The following is a 14,037-nucleotide window of genomic DNA, read 5'->3' on the forward strand; positions in this document are numbered from 1 at the left end:
TTGCTATGAATCCGCCAACTCCTGGCGTGCCTACACCGCATCCGCTGGGCGGCCCATGCGCCAGACGCTCGGCACCAGCAGTGTCACCACCGCGATCGATGCGTAGAGGATCCCCGAGGTGATCAGCACCGTCTCGACGTCGCTGTGCGTGATGAGCCAGCCGTACACGAGGGTACCGATGGGCATCACGACGAAGCTGCCGAGCATGTCGTAGCTCGAGACGCGCGACAGCTTGTCGCCGGGCACGTTCTCCATCATCGCGAGATTCCACCCTGTGCTGAAGACCTCGGCGCCGGCGCCGGCGAGGAAGGCGGCGATGGCCAGCAGCACCACCGCGGGGTGAACGCCCAGGACGGTGAGGGGGATCGCGAACGCGGCCATGCCGATCATCCCGTAGCGCAGCGGACGTTTCAGGGGGAACCACATCAGGATGAGCGTCATCAGCAGGATGCCGACGCCTTCGGCGCTGACCACCCAGCCCCAGCCTGCGATGCCCAGCCGCTCATCGTTCTTCGCGATGTACGGACCGACGACGCCCCAGGCGCCGATGTGGATCGCGTTCATCACCATGAAGGCGAGCACGATCACCCACAGCCACGTGCGCCCCCAGAACTCCTGCCATCCGACGCGGAGGTCATGGAACATCGTGGTTCCGCCCGCGTGATCAGGAGGGGGGAGTCTGACCATCGCCAGGACGGGGATCGCGATGATCCAGCCGATCGCCTGCACGACCATGGCCCAGGCGGGGCCGGCAGCCGCGACGACGATGCCGGCGATGATAGGGCCGCCGATGGTGGTCGCCGAGCGCACGAACGACAGCATCGCGTTCGCCTGCTGCAGGTGCTCCGGAGAGGTGAGCTGCGGGATGATGCCCTGCATCGCCGGCAGGACGAATGCCGAGGAGGCGCCGTTCACGACCGACAGCAGCGCGAGCAGGGGAACCGTGGCGGTGCCGCTGAACAGGAGCGCCGCCATGGCTCCGACCGTCAGGATGTCGATGACGTAGCAGGACTGGATGATCAGTGCGCGAGGCAGCCGGTCGGCGATCACTCCGCCGAACAGGAGGAAGACGATGTTGCTGACGGTGAAGGCGGCGAGCACGAGCGACAGAGAACGCGCGTCGTTGTCGATCTCGAGCACCGCGAAGGCGAGGGCGATCGACGACATCGACCCGGCGATCAGCGTGATCGCCCGGGCGAGGAAGAACCAGCGGAATCCTCTGTCCTGCATCGCGGCGAGAGCGCGAATCATGACGGCGCCTCGCTTCTCTGCATCCGTCAATCCTGCCACCGTTCGAATCGCGCGAATGACCCGAAAAGCACTCGGAATAGGGGCAATCGCGCGATTCGATTGGAGGTGTCAGTAGCTGGCGCGGGTCGCGTCGTCGGAAGCGGGGATGAAGCGGGCGGCGAGCGCCTCGGATGCCCGCGCGAGCATCGCCACGTCGGCGCCGACCGCCACGAAGTCCGCGCCCGCGGCGATATAGGCATCGGCGGCGGACGGATCGAAGGCGTTCACGCCCACGGGCTTTCCCGCGGACTTCACCGCGTCGAAGACCCGCTCGACGGCGCTGACGACGTCGGAGTGGGTCTGCTGGCCGAGGAGCCCCATCGACGCCGAGAGATCTGAGGGGCCCACGAAAACCGCATCGATGCCGTCGACCCCGGCGATCTCAGCTGCGGCCTCGACGCCCGCGGCCGTCTCGATCTGCACCGTCAGCGACGTGTGCTGAGTCGAGTCCTGCAGATACCCGTCGACGCGGTTCCAGCGGGCGCTCCGCGCGAGCGCGCTGCCGACCCCGCGCACGCCCTCGGGGGGATAGCGGGTCGCTGCGACGGCCGAACGTGCCTCGTCGGCGGACGACACCATGGGGACGATGATGTTCTGTGCGCCGAGGTCGAGGACCTGCTTGATCGCCACCGTGTCGTTGGAAGGTACGCGCACCACGGGCGCGATCGGATACGCGGCGACGACCTGCAGCTGCAGCAGCGTCGACTCGAGCGTATTCGCGGAGTGCTCCATGTCGATCAGCAGCCAGTCGAGACCGGACCCGGCGGCGACCTCGGTGACGAGCGGGCTGCCCGAGCATGCCCACATCCCGATGAGCGATCGGTCGGAGGCGGCGAGATGCTCGCGGAAGGAGGGGCTCAGATGAAGCGGCATGCGATCGTTCCCATCGGTCCGTAGTCGCACAGCACCTGATCGCCGCGCGACACCCACACCGGGCGTGTGAACGATCCTGCCAGGATGATCTCCCCGGCCTCCAGACGCGCGCCGTGCTGGTGGAACTTGTTCGCCAGCCACGCGACGCCGGTGGCGGGGTGTCCGAGAACGCCGGCGGCGACACCCGTCTCCTCGATCTCTCCGTTGCGCGAGAGCACGCCCGGCACCCAGCGCAGGTCGATCTCGTCGGGACGTTTGTGCACGGTGCCGAGCACCATCGCCCCGTAGGCGGCGTTGTCGCTGATCGTGTCGACGATCGTGCGCCCCTCGAGCTCGATGTGAGAGTTGAGCACCTCGAGCGCCGGAACCGCGTAGTCGATCGCCGCGAGGGCGTCGTCGAGCGTGCAGTCGGGGCCCTCGAGCGGATGCTTCAGCACGAAGGCGAGCTCGACCTCGATGCGCACGTTCGAGAAATGGTCGACGGGGATCTCGGCGCCCGACTCGTAGACGGTGTCGTCGAACATGACGCCGTAGTCGGGCTCGGTGATGCCCGTGGCCTGCTGCATCGCCTTGGAAGTCAGCCCGATCTTGCGGCCGACGAGGCGGCGCCCTGCGGTGATCTGCGAGTCACGCCACACGCCCTGGATCGCGTACGAGTCCTCGACCGTCGCCTCCGGATACCGCGCGGTGATGCGTGGGATCACCGAGTGGGTGCGGTCGGCCTCGGCGAGTTCCGCGGCGATCTGCGTGACGGTGTCTGCTGACAGCATCCGTGCCTGCTTCCTCTGGGGGCGTTTCGTCTCGGTGCTTCGCTCCTCGCTCAACGACCGGCAGCCGATCGTTGAGCGAGGGAAGCGAGACGAAACGTGTGTGGGGATGATTCAGAGCTGGTGGCCGAGCTTGTACTCGCCCTGCTTGTACTCGGGCATGCCCTCGTCGTCGTCCGGACGGGTGTACGAGAACCCGTCCGCGCCGATCGTGACGGCCATCTCGGAGTTGTCGGTGCGAGCGACGACGGGCTGGGGGTTGCCGTCGAGGTCGAGCACGAGCGATGCCTCGGTGTACCAGGAGGGCACGACCGGGTTGCCCCACCAGTCCCGACGCTGGTTGTCGTGCACGTCCCACGTGATGACCGGGTTGTCGGGGTCGCCCGTGTAGTAGTCCTGCGTGTAGACCTCGACACGGTGCCCGTCAGGGTCGCGCAGGTACAGGTAGAACGCGTTCGAGACGCCGTGACGGCCGGGGCCGCGTTCGATGGAGTCGGAGCGGCGCAGGGCGCCGAGCTTGTCGCAGATCGCGAGGATGTTGTGCTTCTCGTGCGTCGCGAAGCACACGTGGTGCATGCGGGGCCCGTCGCCGCCGGTCATGGCGGTGTCGTGCACGGTGGGCTTACGACGCATCCAGGCGGCGTACACGGTGCCCTCGTCGTCCTGGATGTCCTCGGTCACACGGAAGCCCAGGTCCTGCATGAACTTGACGGCGCGAGGCACATCGGGGGTGACCTGGTTGAAGTGGTCGAGACGCACGAGCTCGCCGGGGATGTGCAGGTCGTAGCGCCACGACATCCGCTCGACGTGGTCGGACTGGTGGAAGAACTCGATGGGGAAGCCCAGCGGATCGACCACCCGCACCGAGTCGCCGACGCCCTTGACGAAGCCGTCGGGGTTGCGGCGCACATCGCAGCCGAGTTCGGTGTAGAACTCCACTGCCCGGTCGAGGTCCGAGGCGTCTCGCACGCGGTACGAGAACGCGGCGACCGCGGCGATCGGTCCCTTGCGCAGCACGAGGTTGTGGTGGATGAACTCCTCGGTCGAGCGGAGGTAGATCGCCTCGTCGTCCTCTTCCGTGACGTACAGGCCGAGCACGTCGACGTAGAACACCCGGGAGGCCGCGAGGTCTGTGACGACCAGTTCCATGTAGGCGCAGCGCAGCACGTCGGGCGGCGTGCTCTCGGGGGTGGGAACCGGGTTGTCGGTCCGGATCGGAGCCTCCTGGCTCACGTAGTAGCCCGATGAGGTCAGCGTCTTCGCAGTGTTGTCGGTCATCGCAGGGTCCTTGCTCAGTTCTTGCCGAAGGTCGGGTTGTGGGCGCCGCCGAGCGTGATGTGCACGCTCTGCTGGTCGGTGTAGAAGTCGATCGAGCGGTAGCCGCCCTCATGACCGAGACCTGAGGCCTTGACTCCGCCGAACGGGGTGCGCAGGTCGCGGACGTTGTTGCTGTTCAGCCACACCATGCCGGCCTCGACGGACTGCGCGAAGTTGTGCGCCCGCTTCAGATCATTGGTCCAGATGTAGGCGGCGAGGCCGTACTTCGTGTTGTTCGCGAGCGAGAGCGCTTCCTCGTCGGAGTCGAACGGCGTGATCGCGACGACCGGTCCGAAGATCTCCTCCTGGAAGATGCGGGCGTCGGGGGAGACATCGGCGAACACGGTCGGGGCGACGAAGTTGCCCGTATCGAACCCCTCGGGGCGGCCGCCACCGGCGACGAGGCGGCCCTCGGTCTTGCCGATCTCGACGTAGCTCATCACCTTGTCGTAGTGCTCGGGGTGCACGAGCGCGCCGACCTCGGTCGCGGGGTCGTGCGGGTAGCCGACCTTGACCCGCTTCGCCTGCGCGGCGTAGCGCTCGACGAACTCCTCGTAGATCGAGCGCTCGACGAGGATGCGGGATCCTGCGGTGCAGCGCTCGCCGTTGAGCGAGAAGACGCCGAAGATGGTCGCGTCGACCGCGGCCTCGAGGTCGGCGTCGGCGAAGACCACGGCGGGTGACTTGCCGCCGAGTTCCATCGACAGGCCCTTGAGGAACGGAGCCGCGTTGCCGAAGATCAGCTGCCCGGTCGAGCTCTCGCCCGTGAACGAGATGAGCGGCACGTCCGGGTGCTTCACGAGAGCGTCTCCGGCGTCCTCGCCGAGACCGTTGACGAGATTGAAGACGCCCTGGGGGAGTCCTGCCTCTTCGAAGATCCCGGCCCAGAGCGAGGCTGAGAGCGGCGTGAACTCGGCGGGCTTGAGCACGACGGTGTTGCCGGTCGCGAGTGCGGGGCCGAGCTTCCACGACTCGAGCATGAACGGCGTGTTCCACGGCGTGATGAGCCCGGCGACGCCGATCGGCTTGCGGTTGACGTAGTTCATCTGCTTGCCGGGCACTTTGAAGGCGTCATCGGACTGCGCGACGATCAGGTCGGCGAAGAAGCGGAAGTTCTCGGCGGCACGACGGGCCTGGCCGAGGGCCTGCGTGATCGGGAGGCCGGAGTCGTACGACTCGAGCTCTGCCAGGCGGGCGTCGCGCGACTCGACGAGGTCGGCGATCCTGTGCAGCACCCGCGAACGCTCGCGGGGGAGCATCCGCGGCCAGGGGCCCTCCTCGAACGCGCGCTTCGCTGCCGCGACGGCGAGATCGATGTCGGCCTTCTTGCCTGCGGCAGCCGTCGTGTAGGTCTTGTTCGTCACCGGATCGAGCACATCGAACGTGTCGCCGTCGACCGAGTCGACGAACGCGCCGTCGATGTAGTGCTGGATGTGATCGGGGAGGTCTGCGGGGATGCGGGAATCGGTCATGACTCGTCTCCTGAGTTGTGGTGGGAACGTGCGTGCAGGGCATCGAGGAAGGCGTCTCTCGTGCGCAGGCGGTGGTTGCGGGCGGCGAGCTCGATCTCGAGCGGGTCGGCGCCCGCACGGATCAGTTCGAGGATCTGCGTGTGCTCCTCGACGGAGTGCTGAGCTCTGCCGGGGACATAGGCGAACGTGGAATCCCGGATGCCCGAGAGCCGCGCCCACCCGCGGTGGACGAGGTCGAGCAGATGCGGATTCGGGCACGGTTCGAACAGCAGCGAGTGGAACTGCCGGTTGAGCTCGGTGAACGCGTGGGCGTCGAGGTGGCCGAGCATCTGCGTCATCCGCTCGTTCACTGCTTCGGCAGCGTCGAGCATCCTGTCGTCGAGCAGGGGAGCCGACAGCGCGGTCGCCGCGCCCTCGACCAGCCCGAGCGTCTGCATGGTGTGTGCGTATTCGCTCTCGTCGACCAGGGTGACGCGGGCGCCGACGTTGCGCTCGAAGGTCACGAGGCCCTCGGCCTCGAGTCGGCGGATGGCTTCGCGCACCGGAACGACGCTCATGCCGAGCTCCTCTGCCAGCGACCCGAGCACGAGCCGGTAACCGGGCCCGAATGTGTGTCCCGAGATCCGCGAGCGGATCCACGCGTACGCCTGCTCGGATTTGCTGGCGTTCGCGATGGTGCTCATGACCGCGCTCCCGCGTCGGGTGCCGCACCGGTCGCGGCCTCGTACTTCTCGCGCCACGCGGCGTTGAGGGGGAAGAGCCCGTCGACCGGGTGACCGGCGGCGACCTGCTCGGCGATCCAGGCGTCTTCGACCTCCTGGGCGAGCGCGTCGTCCGCGACCTGCGCGGCGAGAGCGGGCGGGATCACGATGACCCCGTCGCCGTCGCCCACGATGATGTCGCCAGGCTGCACGGTCGCGCCGCCGCACGAGATGGTGATGTCGGAATCCCACGGCACGTGCTTGCGTCCGAGGACCGAGGGGTGCGCGCCCTGAGAGAAGACCGGCAGCCCGATCTCGGCGACCGCGTCGAAGTCGCGCACACCGCCGTCAGTCACGACGCCGGCCGCGCCACGGGCGACGGCGCGCAGGGCGAGGATGTCGCCGAGGGTTCCCGTCGTCGCGTCGCCCCTGGCCTCGATCACGATGATCTCGCCCGCCTCGACCGCATCGAACGTGCGCTTCTGCGCGTTGTAGCCACCGCCGTGGCTCGTGAAGAGGTCTTCACGGAACGGGACGAATCGCAGTGTCTTGGCGGTGCCGACGATCTTGCTGCCGCGGATGTTCGCCGCAACGCCGTCGATGAAGCACGAATGATGCCCCCTCTTTCGCAGCTGCGCCGAGAGACCGGCAGTCGGCGCCTCGAGCAGCTTGGCGCGCAGTTCGGGGGAGAGGGCGGGTTCGATCGACTCGGCAGGAAGACCCGCCTCTTCGCGGGATCCCCATGCCTCGGTGCGCTGCAGGTCGTCGACGGCCGGGAGCGACCCGAGGTCGCCGTCGAAGGGAACCTCGCCCTGGGTGACGGTGGTCACCAGCCGTCCGGACGAGGGGGAGCCCTCGGCATCCGGAGCATCGACCTCGATCTCGACCACGTCACCGGGGACGATCACCGATGATCCCGCGGGAGTGCCGGTGAGGATGACATCGCCGGGCTCGAGCGTGAAGTGCTGGGAGAGGTCGGCGACCAGCTGCGCGAGCGGGAAGATCAGCCCGGCGGTCGTGTCGTCCTGGCGCAGCTCGCCGTTGACCCAGGCGCGGACGCGAAGAGCTGCGGGGTCGACGGTGCGTGCGTCGATGAGCTCGGGGCCGAGCGGCGTGTATCCGTCGCCGCCCTTCGAGCGGACGTTGGAGCCCTTGTCGTTGGCGCGCAGGTCGTAGAGTCCGAGGTCGTTCGACGCGGTGACCCCGCTGACGTGGGCCCAGGCGTCTTCGAGGGAGACGTTCCGCGCTGCGGTGCCGATCACGAGGGCGATCTCGCCCTCGAACGCGAGCAGCTCGGTGCCGGCGGGGCGTTCGACGGTGCCGCCGGAGACGCCGACGGAACTCGACGGCTTGAAGAAGTAGGAGGGGGCTGCGGGCCTGCGCCCTCGCTGATCCGCACGTGAGGCGTAGCTCAGGTGGATCGCGATGATCTTGCCGGGGCGGGTGATGGATGCCGTCACGGTGCGCCTCCTCGCGCTTTCGTCGACGCCTTGTGCGTCGTATTCGAAATCATATATCATCGTGTCACCCCTCGGCAAGCAACTCGAATCACTCGCGAGCGAGCCGTGACAATGCAGTCACAATCAAAGGAGACACCCCTATGAGCGGGCAGTCACAGGTGGGTTTCACTCCCACCGGAACCATCGCGACGACGGCGGACAGGCGCCGAGTCGTCTTCGCCACGGTCGTCGGAACCACCGTCGAGTGGTACGACTTCTTCATCTACGCCACGGCCGTCGGCCTGGTGTTCGGACAGCTGTTCTTCGAGCCCCTCGGAGCGAACAGCGCCATCGTCGCGTTCGCCACGGTCGGCGTCAGCTTCCTCTTCCGCCCGCTCGGGGCCTTCCTCGCCGGCCATTACGGCGACAAGCTCGGACGCAAGACCGTGCTGATGTGGACGCTGATCCTGATGGGTGCCGCGACCGCCCTCATCGGTGTGCTGCCGACATACGACGCGATCGGTGTCGCTGCACCCATCATGCTGGTGTTGCTGCGCATCCTGCAGGGCATCTCGGCCGGTGGCGAGTGGGGCGGCGCGGTGCTGATGGCCGTCGAGCACGCTCCCAAGGCGAAGCGCGGGATCTTCGGCGCATCGCCGCAGATCGGCGTGCCGCTCGGCCTGCTGCTCGCGTCGGGAGTGATGGCGCTGATGACGGCGATCGCACCGGGAGATCAGTTCCTGCAGTGGGGCTGGCGCATCCCGTTCCTCCTGAGCGTCGTCCTGATCCTCGTCGGCTACTACGTGCGCCGCAAGGTCGAGGAGAGCCCGGTCTTCATCGAGCTCGCGGAGCGCAAGGAGAAGGCGAGCATGCCGATCGTGCAGCTGTTCCGCAAGCACCTCCTGCTCGTGATCGTCGCTGCACTCGTCTTCGCCGGCAACAACGCGGTCGGCTACATGACGACCGGCGGATACATCCAGGGATACGCCACCAACCCCGAGGGGCCGATCGGCCTCGAGCGCGGACCCGTGCTGTGGGCGGTCACCGGTTCCGCCGTCACCTGGCTCATCACGACGCTGATCGCCGGATGGCTGTCGGACCGCATCGGTCGACGCACCACCTACGTCATCGGCTGGATCCTGCAGCTCGTCGGTGTGTTCACGCTGTTCCCGCTCGTCAACACCGGCGATGTCGGGCTGCTCTTCGCAGGGCTCGCGATCCTGACGATCGGTCTCGGCTTCACGTACGGACCTCAGGCGGCTCTGTACACCGAGCTCTTCCCTGCGAGCATCCGCTTCTCGGGCGTCTCGATCTCGTACGCGATCGGGGCGATCGCCGGCGGGGCGTTCGCGCCGACCATCGCGACCGCCATCGTGCAGGCCACCGGTTCGACGCAGGCCGTCACCTGGTACCTCGCCGGCATGACGCTGCTCGGACTCGTCGCGACCCTGCTGCTGCGTGATCGCTCCGGGATCCCGCTGGGACCGGACCACGAGGAGGAGCAGTCCGTGAGTCCGATCCGTGGGCTCGCCAAGGTCTGATCCACATCAGCCGTCCACAATTCAGCATCGATGATGGTGCAGGCGATGCGTCGCTCCGGTTCTTCGGGGGCGACGCATCTGCCGTCTCCCATTCATGCTGAATTGTGAACGACGTCAACCGTCGAGGGCTTCTCGGATCGCCGACGCAGAGCGCCGCAGACGCGCCGCGATCTCGGCGTCGTCGAGGTCGGTGGCCACGTGCACGACCGCGATCGCCGCGGGGCGTTGACCGCGGAGAGCGAGCGGGACCGCGACCGATTGCACGGTGGGGATGACCTCGTCGTGGCTCGTCGCGTATCCGCGCATGCGCGCCTCGTCGACTTCGGCGCGCAGTGAGCCGCTCGCGTGGTCGGGCCATTCCGACGCGGTGAGCTGCGTCAGGATCGCCTTGCCCGGTGCGCCGACGGTCACGGAGTGGCGGGCACCCGGGCGCTGGGCGACGCTCGCGATCGCGTGTCGGGGTTCGATGCTCGCGAGTGTGATGCAGTCGTCTCCGTCGAGAACCCCCAAGAAGCAGGTCATGCCGAGTTCGTTCGCGATAGCGGTGAGCTCGGGGAGCGCCTCGGCCTGCAGATCGTGCGCGACGCCCGCCGCGAGGGCGGCCATGCGCGGGCCGAGCGTGACGGAGCCCGAGGCGTCGCGCCCGATGAGTCGGTGGTCTTCCAGCGTGCGCAGCAGCCGATAGGCGATCGAGCGATGCACGTCGAGTCGCCCGGCGATCTCGTCGATCGTGAGGGGGATCCGCGCGTCGGCCAACACTTCGAGGATGCGAATGCCGCGGCTGAGGGTCTGCGAGGCCGGAGTGCCTTCGGACATCAGTGCGCTCCCTTGTGTTCGTCGAAGGGTGTCTCTAAGCTGTGTTCAATAGTAGAACGTCGTGTTCGAATATAGAACACGATTTGTTCGATGGCAACACCTGACAGAGAAGTCCGGAAGGAATCGACGACGATGCAGTTCCACCACCACGGCTATGTCTCGGGAGACCCGCGCGTGAAGGATGCCGACGGCATCGGCACAGAACGGCCCGCAGACCTCCCCGACGAGATCGACGTCCTGATCGTCGGCTCCGGCCCCGCGGGCATGCTGCTCGCCGCGCAGATGTCGCAGTACCCCGATGTCTCCACTCGCATCATCGAGAAGCGTGAGGGGCGTCTGGTGCTCGGGCAGGCCGACGGCATCCAGCCGCGCAGCGTCGAGACGTTCCAGGCCTTCGGCTTCGCCGAGCGCATCATCGCCGAGGCGTACAACATCGGCTGGATGAACTTCTGGGGACCGAACCCCGAGCGGCCGAACGAGATCGTGCGCACCTCGCGGACCGCCGACTATGCCTATGACATCTGCGAGTTCCCGCACCTGATCGTCAACCAGGCGCGCGTGCTGGACTACTTCGCCGAGGCCGCGGCGAACGGCCCCGGTCGCATCGCCCCCGACTACGGCATCGAGTTCGTGGGGCTGACCGTGCACGACGAGGGCGAGTACCCGGTCGAGGTCGCGCTGCGATACGTCGCGGGGGAGCGCGCGGGCGAGGAGCGCACGATCCGAACCAAGTACGTCGCGGGCTGCGACGGTGCGCGCAGTGGCGTGCGTCAGGCCATCGGACGGACGCATGTCGGCGGGAGCGCCGCACACGCGTGGGGCGTCATGGACGTGCTCGTGAACACGGACTTCCCGGACTGGCGCACCAAGTGCGCGATCAACTCGGAGGCGGGCAACATCCTGCACATCCCGCGCGAGGGCGGATACCTCAGCCGGATGTACATCGACCTCGGTGAGGTCGCAGAGGATGACGACCACCGCGTGCGGCAGACCCCGATCGAGGAGATCATCCGCAAGGCGAACGCGATCCTGAGCCCCTACACACTGGACGTCAAAGAGGTCGCATGGCACAGCGTCTACGAGGTCGGGCACCGGGTCACCGACGGATTCGACGACGTGATCGACGGGTCGGGTCGCACGCCGAGGGTGTTCCTCACCGGCGATGCCTGCCACACGCACAGCGCGAAGGCCGGGCAGGGTATGAACGTCTCGATGCAGGACGGCTTCAACCTCGGGTGGAAGCTCGGTTCGGTGCTGACCGGACGGGCGCCCGAGGCGCTGCTCGCGACCTACGGTGCCGAGCGTCGACCCGTGGCGCAGCAGCTCATCGACTTCGACCGCGAGTGGTCGACGCTGATGGCGCGCAAGCCCTCGGAGATCACCGACCCCAACGATCTCGCGACGTACTACCTCGCGACGGCGGAGTTCCCCTCCGGCTTCATGACGCAGTACACGTCGTCGATGATCACGGGTTCCGATGCGCACCAGGCGCTCGCCGCCGGGTTCCCGCTCGGCAAGCGCTTCAAGTCGGCAGAGGTCGTGCGGGTGGGCGACGGCAACGTCGTGCACCTCGGCCACCATGCGACGGCCGACGGACGTTGGCGCGTCTACGCTTTCGGCGGTCGAGATGCCGCGACGCTCGACGCCTGGGCCTCACAGGCGGGGCCGGCCTTGGCGCGATTCACGCCGGCGGATGCCGATCAGGATTCCGTCTTCGACGTCAAAGCGATCTACCAGCAGCCGTATGAGGAGGTCGAGGTCACCTCTGCTCCCGCCCTGTTCCAGCCGAAGACCGGTCCGCTCGGGCTCACCGACTGGGAGAAGGTCTACGCGGCCGGGCCGTCGAAGTGGACGGAGACCGACATCTTCGAGGCGCGTGAGCTGTCGCGGGACGGTGTCGTGGTCGTGGTGCGCCCCGACCAGTACGTTGCGGCCATCCTGCCGTTGGATGCCGTCGATGAGCTGACGTCGTTCTTCGAGGGAGCACTGCTGCCGGCATCCTGAGCGCCCGCAGCATGACACGTGTCATGGCAAGGAGATGACACCGCCCTCCGGCGCCGTCGTCGCCGCTCCGGAAGGCTGGAGGCATGAACAACACCTCCGCGAGCCGGCCGGCGACGCAGGCCGCCGCTCGTCCGGCATCCGATGCCCCGAACCATGATCCGGTCGTGCTCGAGCTGCGCGGCGTCACGCGCCACTTCGGCTCGGGCGACAGCCGCGTGCAGGCCGTGGCCGGCATCGATCTGTCGATCCGCCGGGGGGAGGTCGTGGCACTGCTGGGGCCGAACGGCGCGGGCAAGACGACCACGCTCGACATGCTCCTGGGGCTCACGCAACCGAGCACCGGCAGCGTCCAGGTGCTCGGGGTCACGCCCGAGCGGGCGACATCGAACGGCGCGATCGGCGCGGTGCTGCAGTCCGGCGGCCTGCTGGGCGACCTGACCGTGGGCGAGACCGTGCGCCTCATCGCCTCGCTGTACGGAGCAGAAGCCGCCGCACGCGTGCCCGAGGTCATGGCCCGTGCCGATCTCGAGAACCTCGCCCGCCGCCGGGTGTCGAAGTGCTCCGGTGGAGAGCAGCAGCGGGTGAAGTTCGCACTCGCGATGGTCTCCGACCCCGACATCCTCGTGCTCGACGAGCCGACGGCAGGCATGGACGTCACAGCCCGGCGGCACTTCTGGGATGTGATGCGGGCGGATGCGGATGCCGGGCGCACGATCGTCTTCGCCACCCACTACCTGGAGGAGGCGGAGCAGTTCGCGCGTCGGACGGTGGTGATGCACCGCGGCGCGATCGTCGCGGACGCCCCCACGGCGCTGCTGCGGGCGAGTCTGGGCGAGCGGAGCCTCTCCGCGACCATCGATCCGGCCGATGCGGCGCTCGTCGCGACGCTGAAAGACGAAGACGGCGTCGTCGACGTGCGACTGGACGGGGACCGACTGAGCCTGCGGGCAGCGGACTCGGACGCCGCCGCCCGCATTCTGCTCGACAACGGCGCGCACGACATCGAGATCGCCGCCGCCACCCTCGAAACCGCCTTCACGGCCCTGACGGAGAACTGACATGCTCGTCTCACCCACCATGCTGCGTATCGAAGGCATCCGTCAGCTGCGCAACCCATACACGCTCGCATTCACGCTGGCGATGCCGGTCGCGATGTACCTGCTGTTCGGTGCGGGAATGGGCTACGGCTCGCTCTCGGCCGGCCATGGCAACGTCTCCTTCTATGTGATGACCTCGATGGCCGCCTACGGCACGGCGGTCGCGATGAGCTCGCTGACCTCGCTCGCGGCGACTGAGGCGAAGCAGGGCTGGGGTCGTCAGCTCGCGATGACCCCGCTGACGACCGCAGGCTACGCACTGACCAAGCTGCTCACATCCGTCGTCTTCGCTGCGTTGGCACTGGTAGCGGTCTTCTCCGCAGGCATGATGACCGGCGCGCAGGTCGAGGATGCGTGGCGCTGGGTCGCCACCGCCGCCATCATCCTCGGGATCGGCCTGATGTACGGGCTGTTCGGACTCGGCGTCGGCCTGTTCTTCAGCTCGGACTCCGCCGCAGCGCTGGCTTCGATCTCGATGACGTTCTTCGCGTTCTTCGGCAATGTCTTCATGCCGCTCGACGGGGTGATGCTCGACATCGCCCGCTTCACGCCCCTGTACGGCTTCGTCGCCCTCAGTCGCTGGCCGTTGACCGACGGTGTCCTCACCACGGGGCAGACGGATGAGCTGTGGATGCTGTTCCTGAACGTCATCGTGTGGCTCGGGCTGTTCGCGCTGCTGGTGACCATGGGTATGAAGCGTTCTCGGGCGCGTCAGTAGGA

General features: G+C 67.6%; 12 protein-coding genes. 4 read left to right on the forward strand and 8 right to left on the reverse strand.

Annotated elements, in window-relative coordinates; all coding sequences use genetic code 11:
• Positions 1-30: 30 nt before the first annotated feature.
• The 7 genes from ASF63_RS00815 to ASF63_RS00845 form a co-directional block, all read right to left on the reverse strand.
• Entirely contained in the window at positions 31-1,251 is a 1,221-nt protein-coding gene (locus ASF63_RS00815; RefSeq protein WP_056508497.1) for an MFS transporter, read from the reverse strand.
• Positions 1,252-1,359: 108 nt separating this feature from the next.
• Positions 1,360-2,163 (reverse strand): HpcH/HpaI aldolase family protein, encoded by an 804-nt coding sequence (locus ASF63_RS00820; protein WP_056508498.1) that lies wholly within the window; start codon positions 2,161-2,163, stop codon positions 1,360-1,362.
• Complete coding sequence (locus ASF63_RS00825) at positions 2,148-2,933, reverse strand: fumarylacetoacetate hydrolase family protein (RefSeq protein ID WP_056508500.1); 786 nt, start codon at positions 2,931-2,933, stop codon at positions 2,148-2,150. The genes ASF63_RS00820 and ASF63_RS00825 overlap by 16 nt, the downstream gene beginning before the upstream one ends.
• A 111-nt stretch (positions 2,934-3,044) precedes the next feature.
• Positions 3,045-4,208, reverse strand: a complete 1,164-nt coding sequence (hpaD, locus tag ASF63_RS00830) for a 3,4-dihydroxyphenylacetate 2,3-dioxygenase (protein WP_056508502.1) — start codon at positions 4,206-4,208, stop codon at positions 3,045-3,047.
• A gap of 14 nt (positions 4,209-4,222) precedes the next feature.
• On the reverse strand, positions 4,223-5,719 hold the full coding sequence (gene hpaE / locus ASF63_RS00835) for a 5-carboxymethyl-2-hydroxymuconate semialdehyde dehydrogenase (RefSeq protein ID WP_056508504.1): 1,497 nt from the start codon (positions 5,717-5,719) through the stop codon (positions 4,223-4,225).
• Positions 5,716-6,402: a GntR family transcriptional regulator gene (locus tag ASF63_RS00840; protein ID WP_056508506.1), complete on the reverse strand. Its 687-nt coding sequence runs from the start codon at positions 6,400-6,402 to the stop codon at positions 5,716-5,718. Before ASF63_RS00840 ends, hpaE begins: the two co-directional genes overlap by 4 nt.
• Positions 6,399-7,880: a fumarylacetoacetate hydrolase family protein gene (locus tag ASF63_RS00845; protein WP_056508508.1), complete on the reverse strand. Its 1,482-nt coding sequence runs from the start codon at positions 7,878-7,880 to the stop codon at positions 6,399-6,401. The genes ASF63_RS00840 and ASF63_RS00845 overlap by 4 nt, the downstream gene beginning before the upstream one ends.
• Positions 7,881-8,020: 140 nt before the next feature.
• On the opposite strand from ASF63_RS00845, the gene ASF63_RS00850 reads away from it, so the two are divergent.
• Complete coding sequence (locus ASF63_RS00850; protein WP_056508510.1) at positions 8,021-9,400, forward strand: MFS transporter; 1,380 nt, start codon at positions 8,021-8,023, stop codon at positions 9,398-9,400.
• 114 nt (positions 9,401-9,514) lie between these two features.
• On the opposite strand, the gene ASF63_RS00855 is transcribed toward ASF63_RS00850, so the two are convergent.
• Positions 9,515-10,216 (reverse strand): IclR family transcriptional regulator, encoded by a 702-nt coding sequence (locus ASF63_RS00855; protein WP_056508512.1) that lies wholly within the window; start codon positions 10,214-10,216, stop codon positions 9,515-9,517.
• Between the two features lie 132 nt (positions 10,217-10,348).
• Here ASF63_RS00855 and ASF63_RS00860 point away from each other — a divergent pair, with 132 nt between their 5' ends.
• The 3 genes from ASF63_RS00860 to ASF63_RS00870 all read left to right on the forward strand — a co-directional run bounded on the left by ASF63_RS00860 (position 10,349) and on the right by ASF63_RS00870 (position 14,035).
• The gene (locus ASF63_RS00860) at positions 10,349-12,220 is read left to right on the forward strand and encodes an FAD-dependent monooxygenase (protein ID WP_056508514.1); all 1,872 of its coding nucleotides are present in this window, start codon (positions 10,349-10,351) and stop codon (positions 12,218-12,220) included.
• Positions 12,221-12,303: 83 nt separating this feature from the next.
• Positions 12,304-13,278, forward strand: a complete 975-nt coding sequence (locus ASF63_RS00865) for an ABC transporter ATP-binding protein (protein ID WP_082477763.1) — start codon at positions 12,304-12,306, stop codon at positions 13,276-13,278.
• Position 13,279: 1 nt separating this feature from the next.
• The gene (locus ASF63_RS00870; protein WP_056508516.1) at positions 13,280-14,035 is read left to right on the forward strand and encodes an ABC transporter permease; all 756 of its coding nucleotides are present in this window, start codon (positions 13,280-13,282) and stop codon (positions 14,033-14,035) included.
• The last annotated feature ends 2 nt before the right edge of the window (positions 14,036-14,037 follow it).

It is taken from the genome of Microbacterium sp. Leaf320 (assembly GCF_001423485.1).
GTDB lineage: Bacteria > Actinomycetota > Actinomycetes > Actinomycetales > Microbacteriaceae > Microbacterium.

What these genes read in the sequence shown, in the direction of transcription:
- ASF63_RS00860 (WP_056508514.1), top strand. Translation starts at nt 10,349, where the DNA reads ATGCAGTTCCACCACCACGGCTATGTCTCGGGAGACCCGCGCGTGAAG.
- ASF63_RS00855 (WP_056508512.1), bottom strand. Translation starts at nt 10,216, where the DNA reads ATGTCCGAAGGCACTCCGGCCTCGCAGACCCTCAGCCGCGGCATTCGC.
- ASF63_RS00815 (WP_056508497.1), bottom strand. Translation starts at nt 1,251, where the DNA reads ATGATTCGCGCTCTCGCCGCGATGCAGGACAGAGGATTCCGCTGGTTC.
- ASF63_RS00820 (WP_056508498.1), bottom strand. Translation starts at nt 2,163, where the DNA reads ATGCCGCTTCATCTGAGCCCCTCCTTCCGCGAGCATCTCGCCGCCTCC.
- ASF63_RS00825 (WP_056508500.1), bottom strand. Translation starts at nt 2,933, where the DNA reads ATGCTGTCAGCAGACACCGTCACGCAGATCGCCGCGGAACTCGCCGAG.
- hpaD (WP_056508502.1), bottom strand. Translation starts at nt 4,208, where the DNA reads ATGACCGACAACACTGCGAAGACGCTGACCTCATCGGGCTACTACGTG.
- ASF63_RS00870 (WP_056508516.1), top strand. Translation starts at nt 13,280, where the DNA reads ATGCTCGTCTCACCCACCATGCTGCGTATCGAAGGCATCCGTCAGCTG.
- hpaE (WP_056508504.1), bottom strand. Translation starts at nt 5,719, where the DNA reads ATGACCGATTCCCGCATCCCCGCAGACCTCCCCGATCACATCCAGCAC.
- ASF63_RS00850 (WP_056508510.1), top strand. Translation starts at nt 8,021, where the DNA reads ATGAGCGGGCAGTCACAGGTGGGTTTCACTCCCACCGGAACCATCGCG.
- ASF63_RS00840 (WP_056508506.1), bottom strand. Translation starts at nt 6,402, where the DNA reads ATGAGCACCATCGCGAACGCCAGCAAATCCGAGCAGGCGTACGCGTGG.
- ASF63_RS00865 (WP_082477763.1), top strand. Translation starts at nt 12,304, where the DNA reads ATGAACAACACCTCCGCGAGCCGGCCGGCGACGCAGGCCGCCGCTCGT.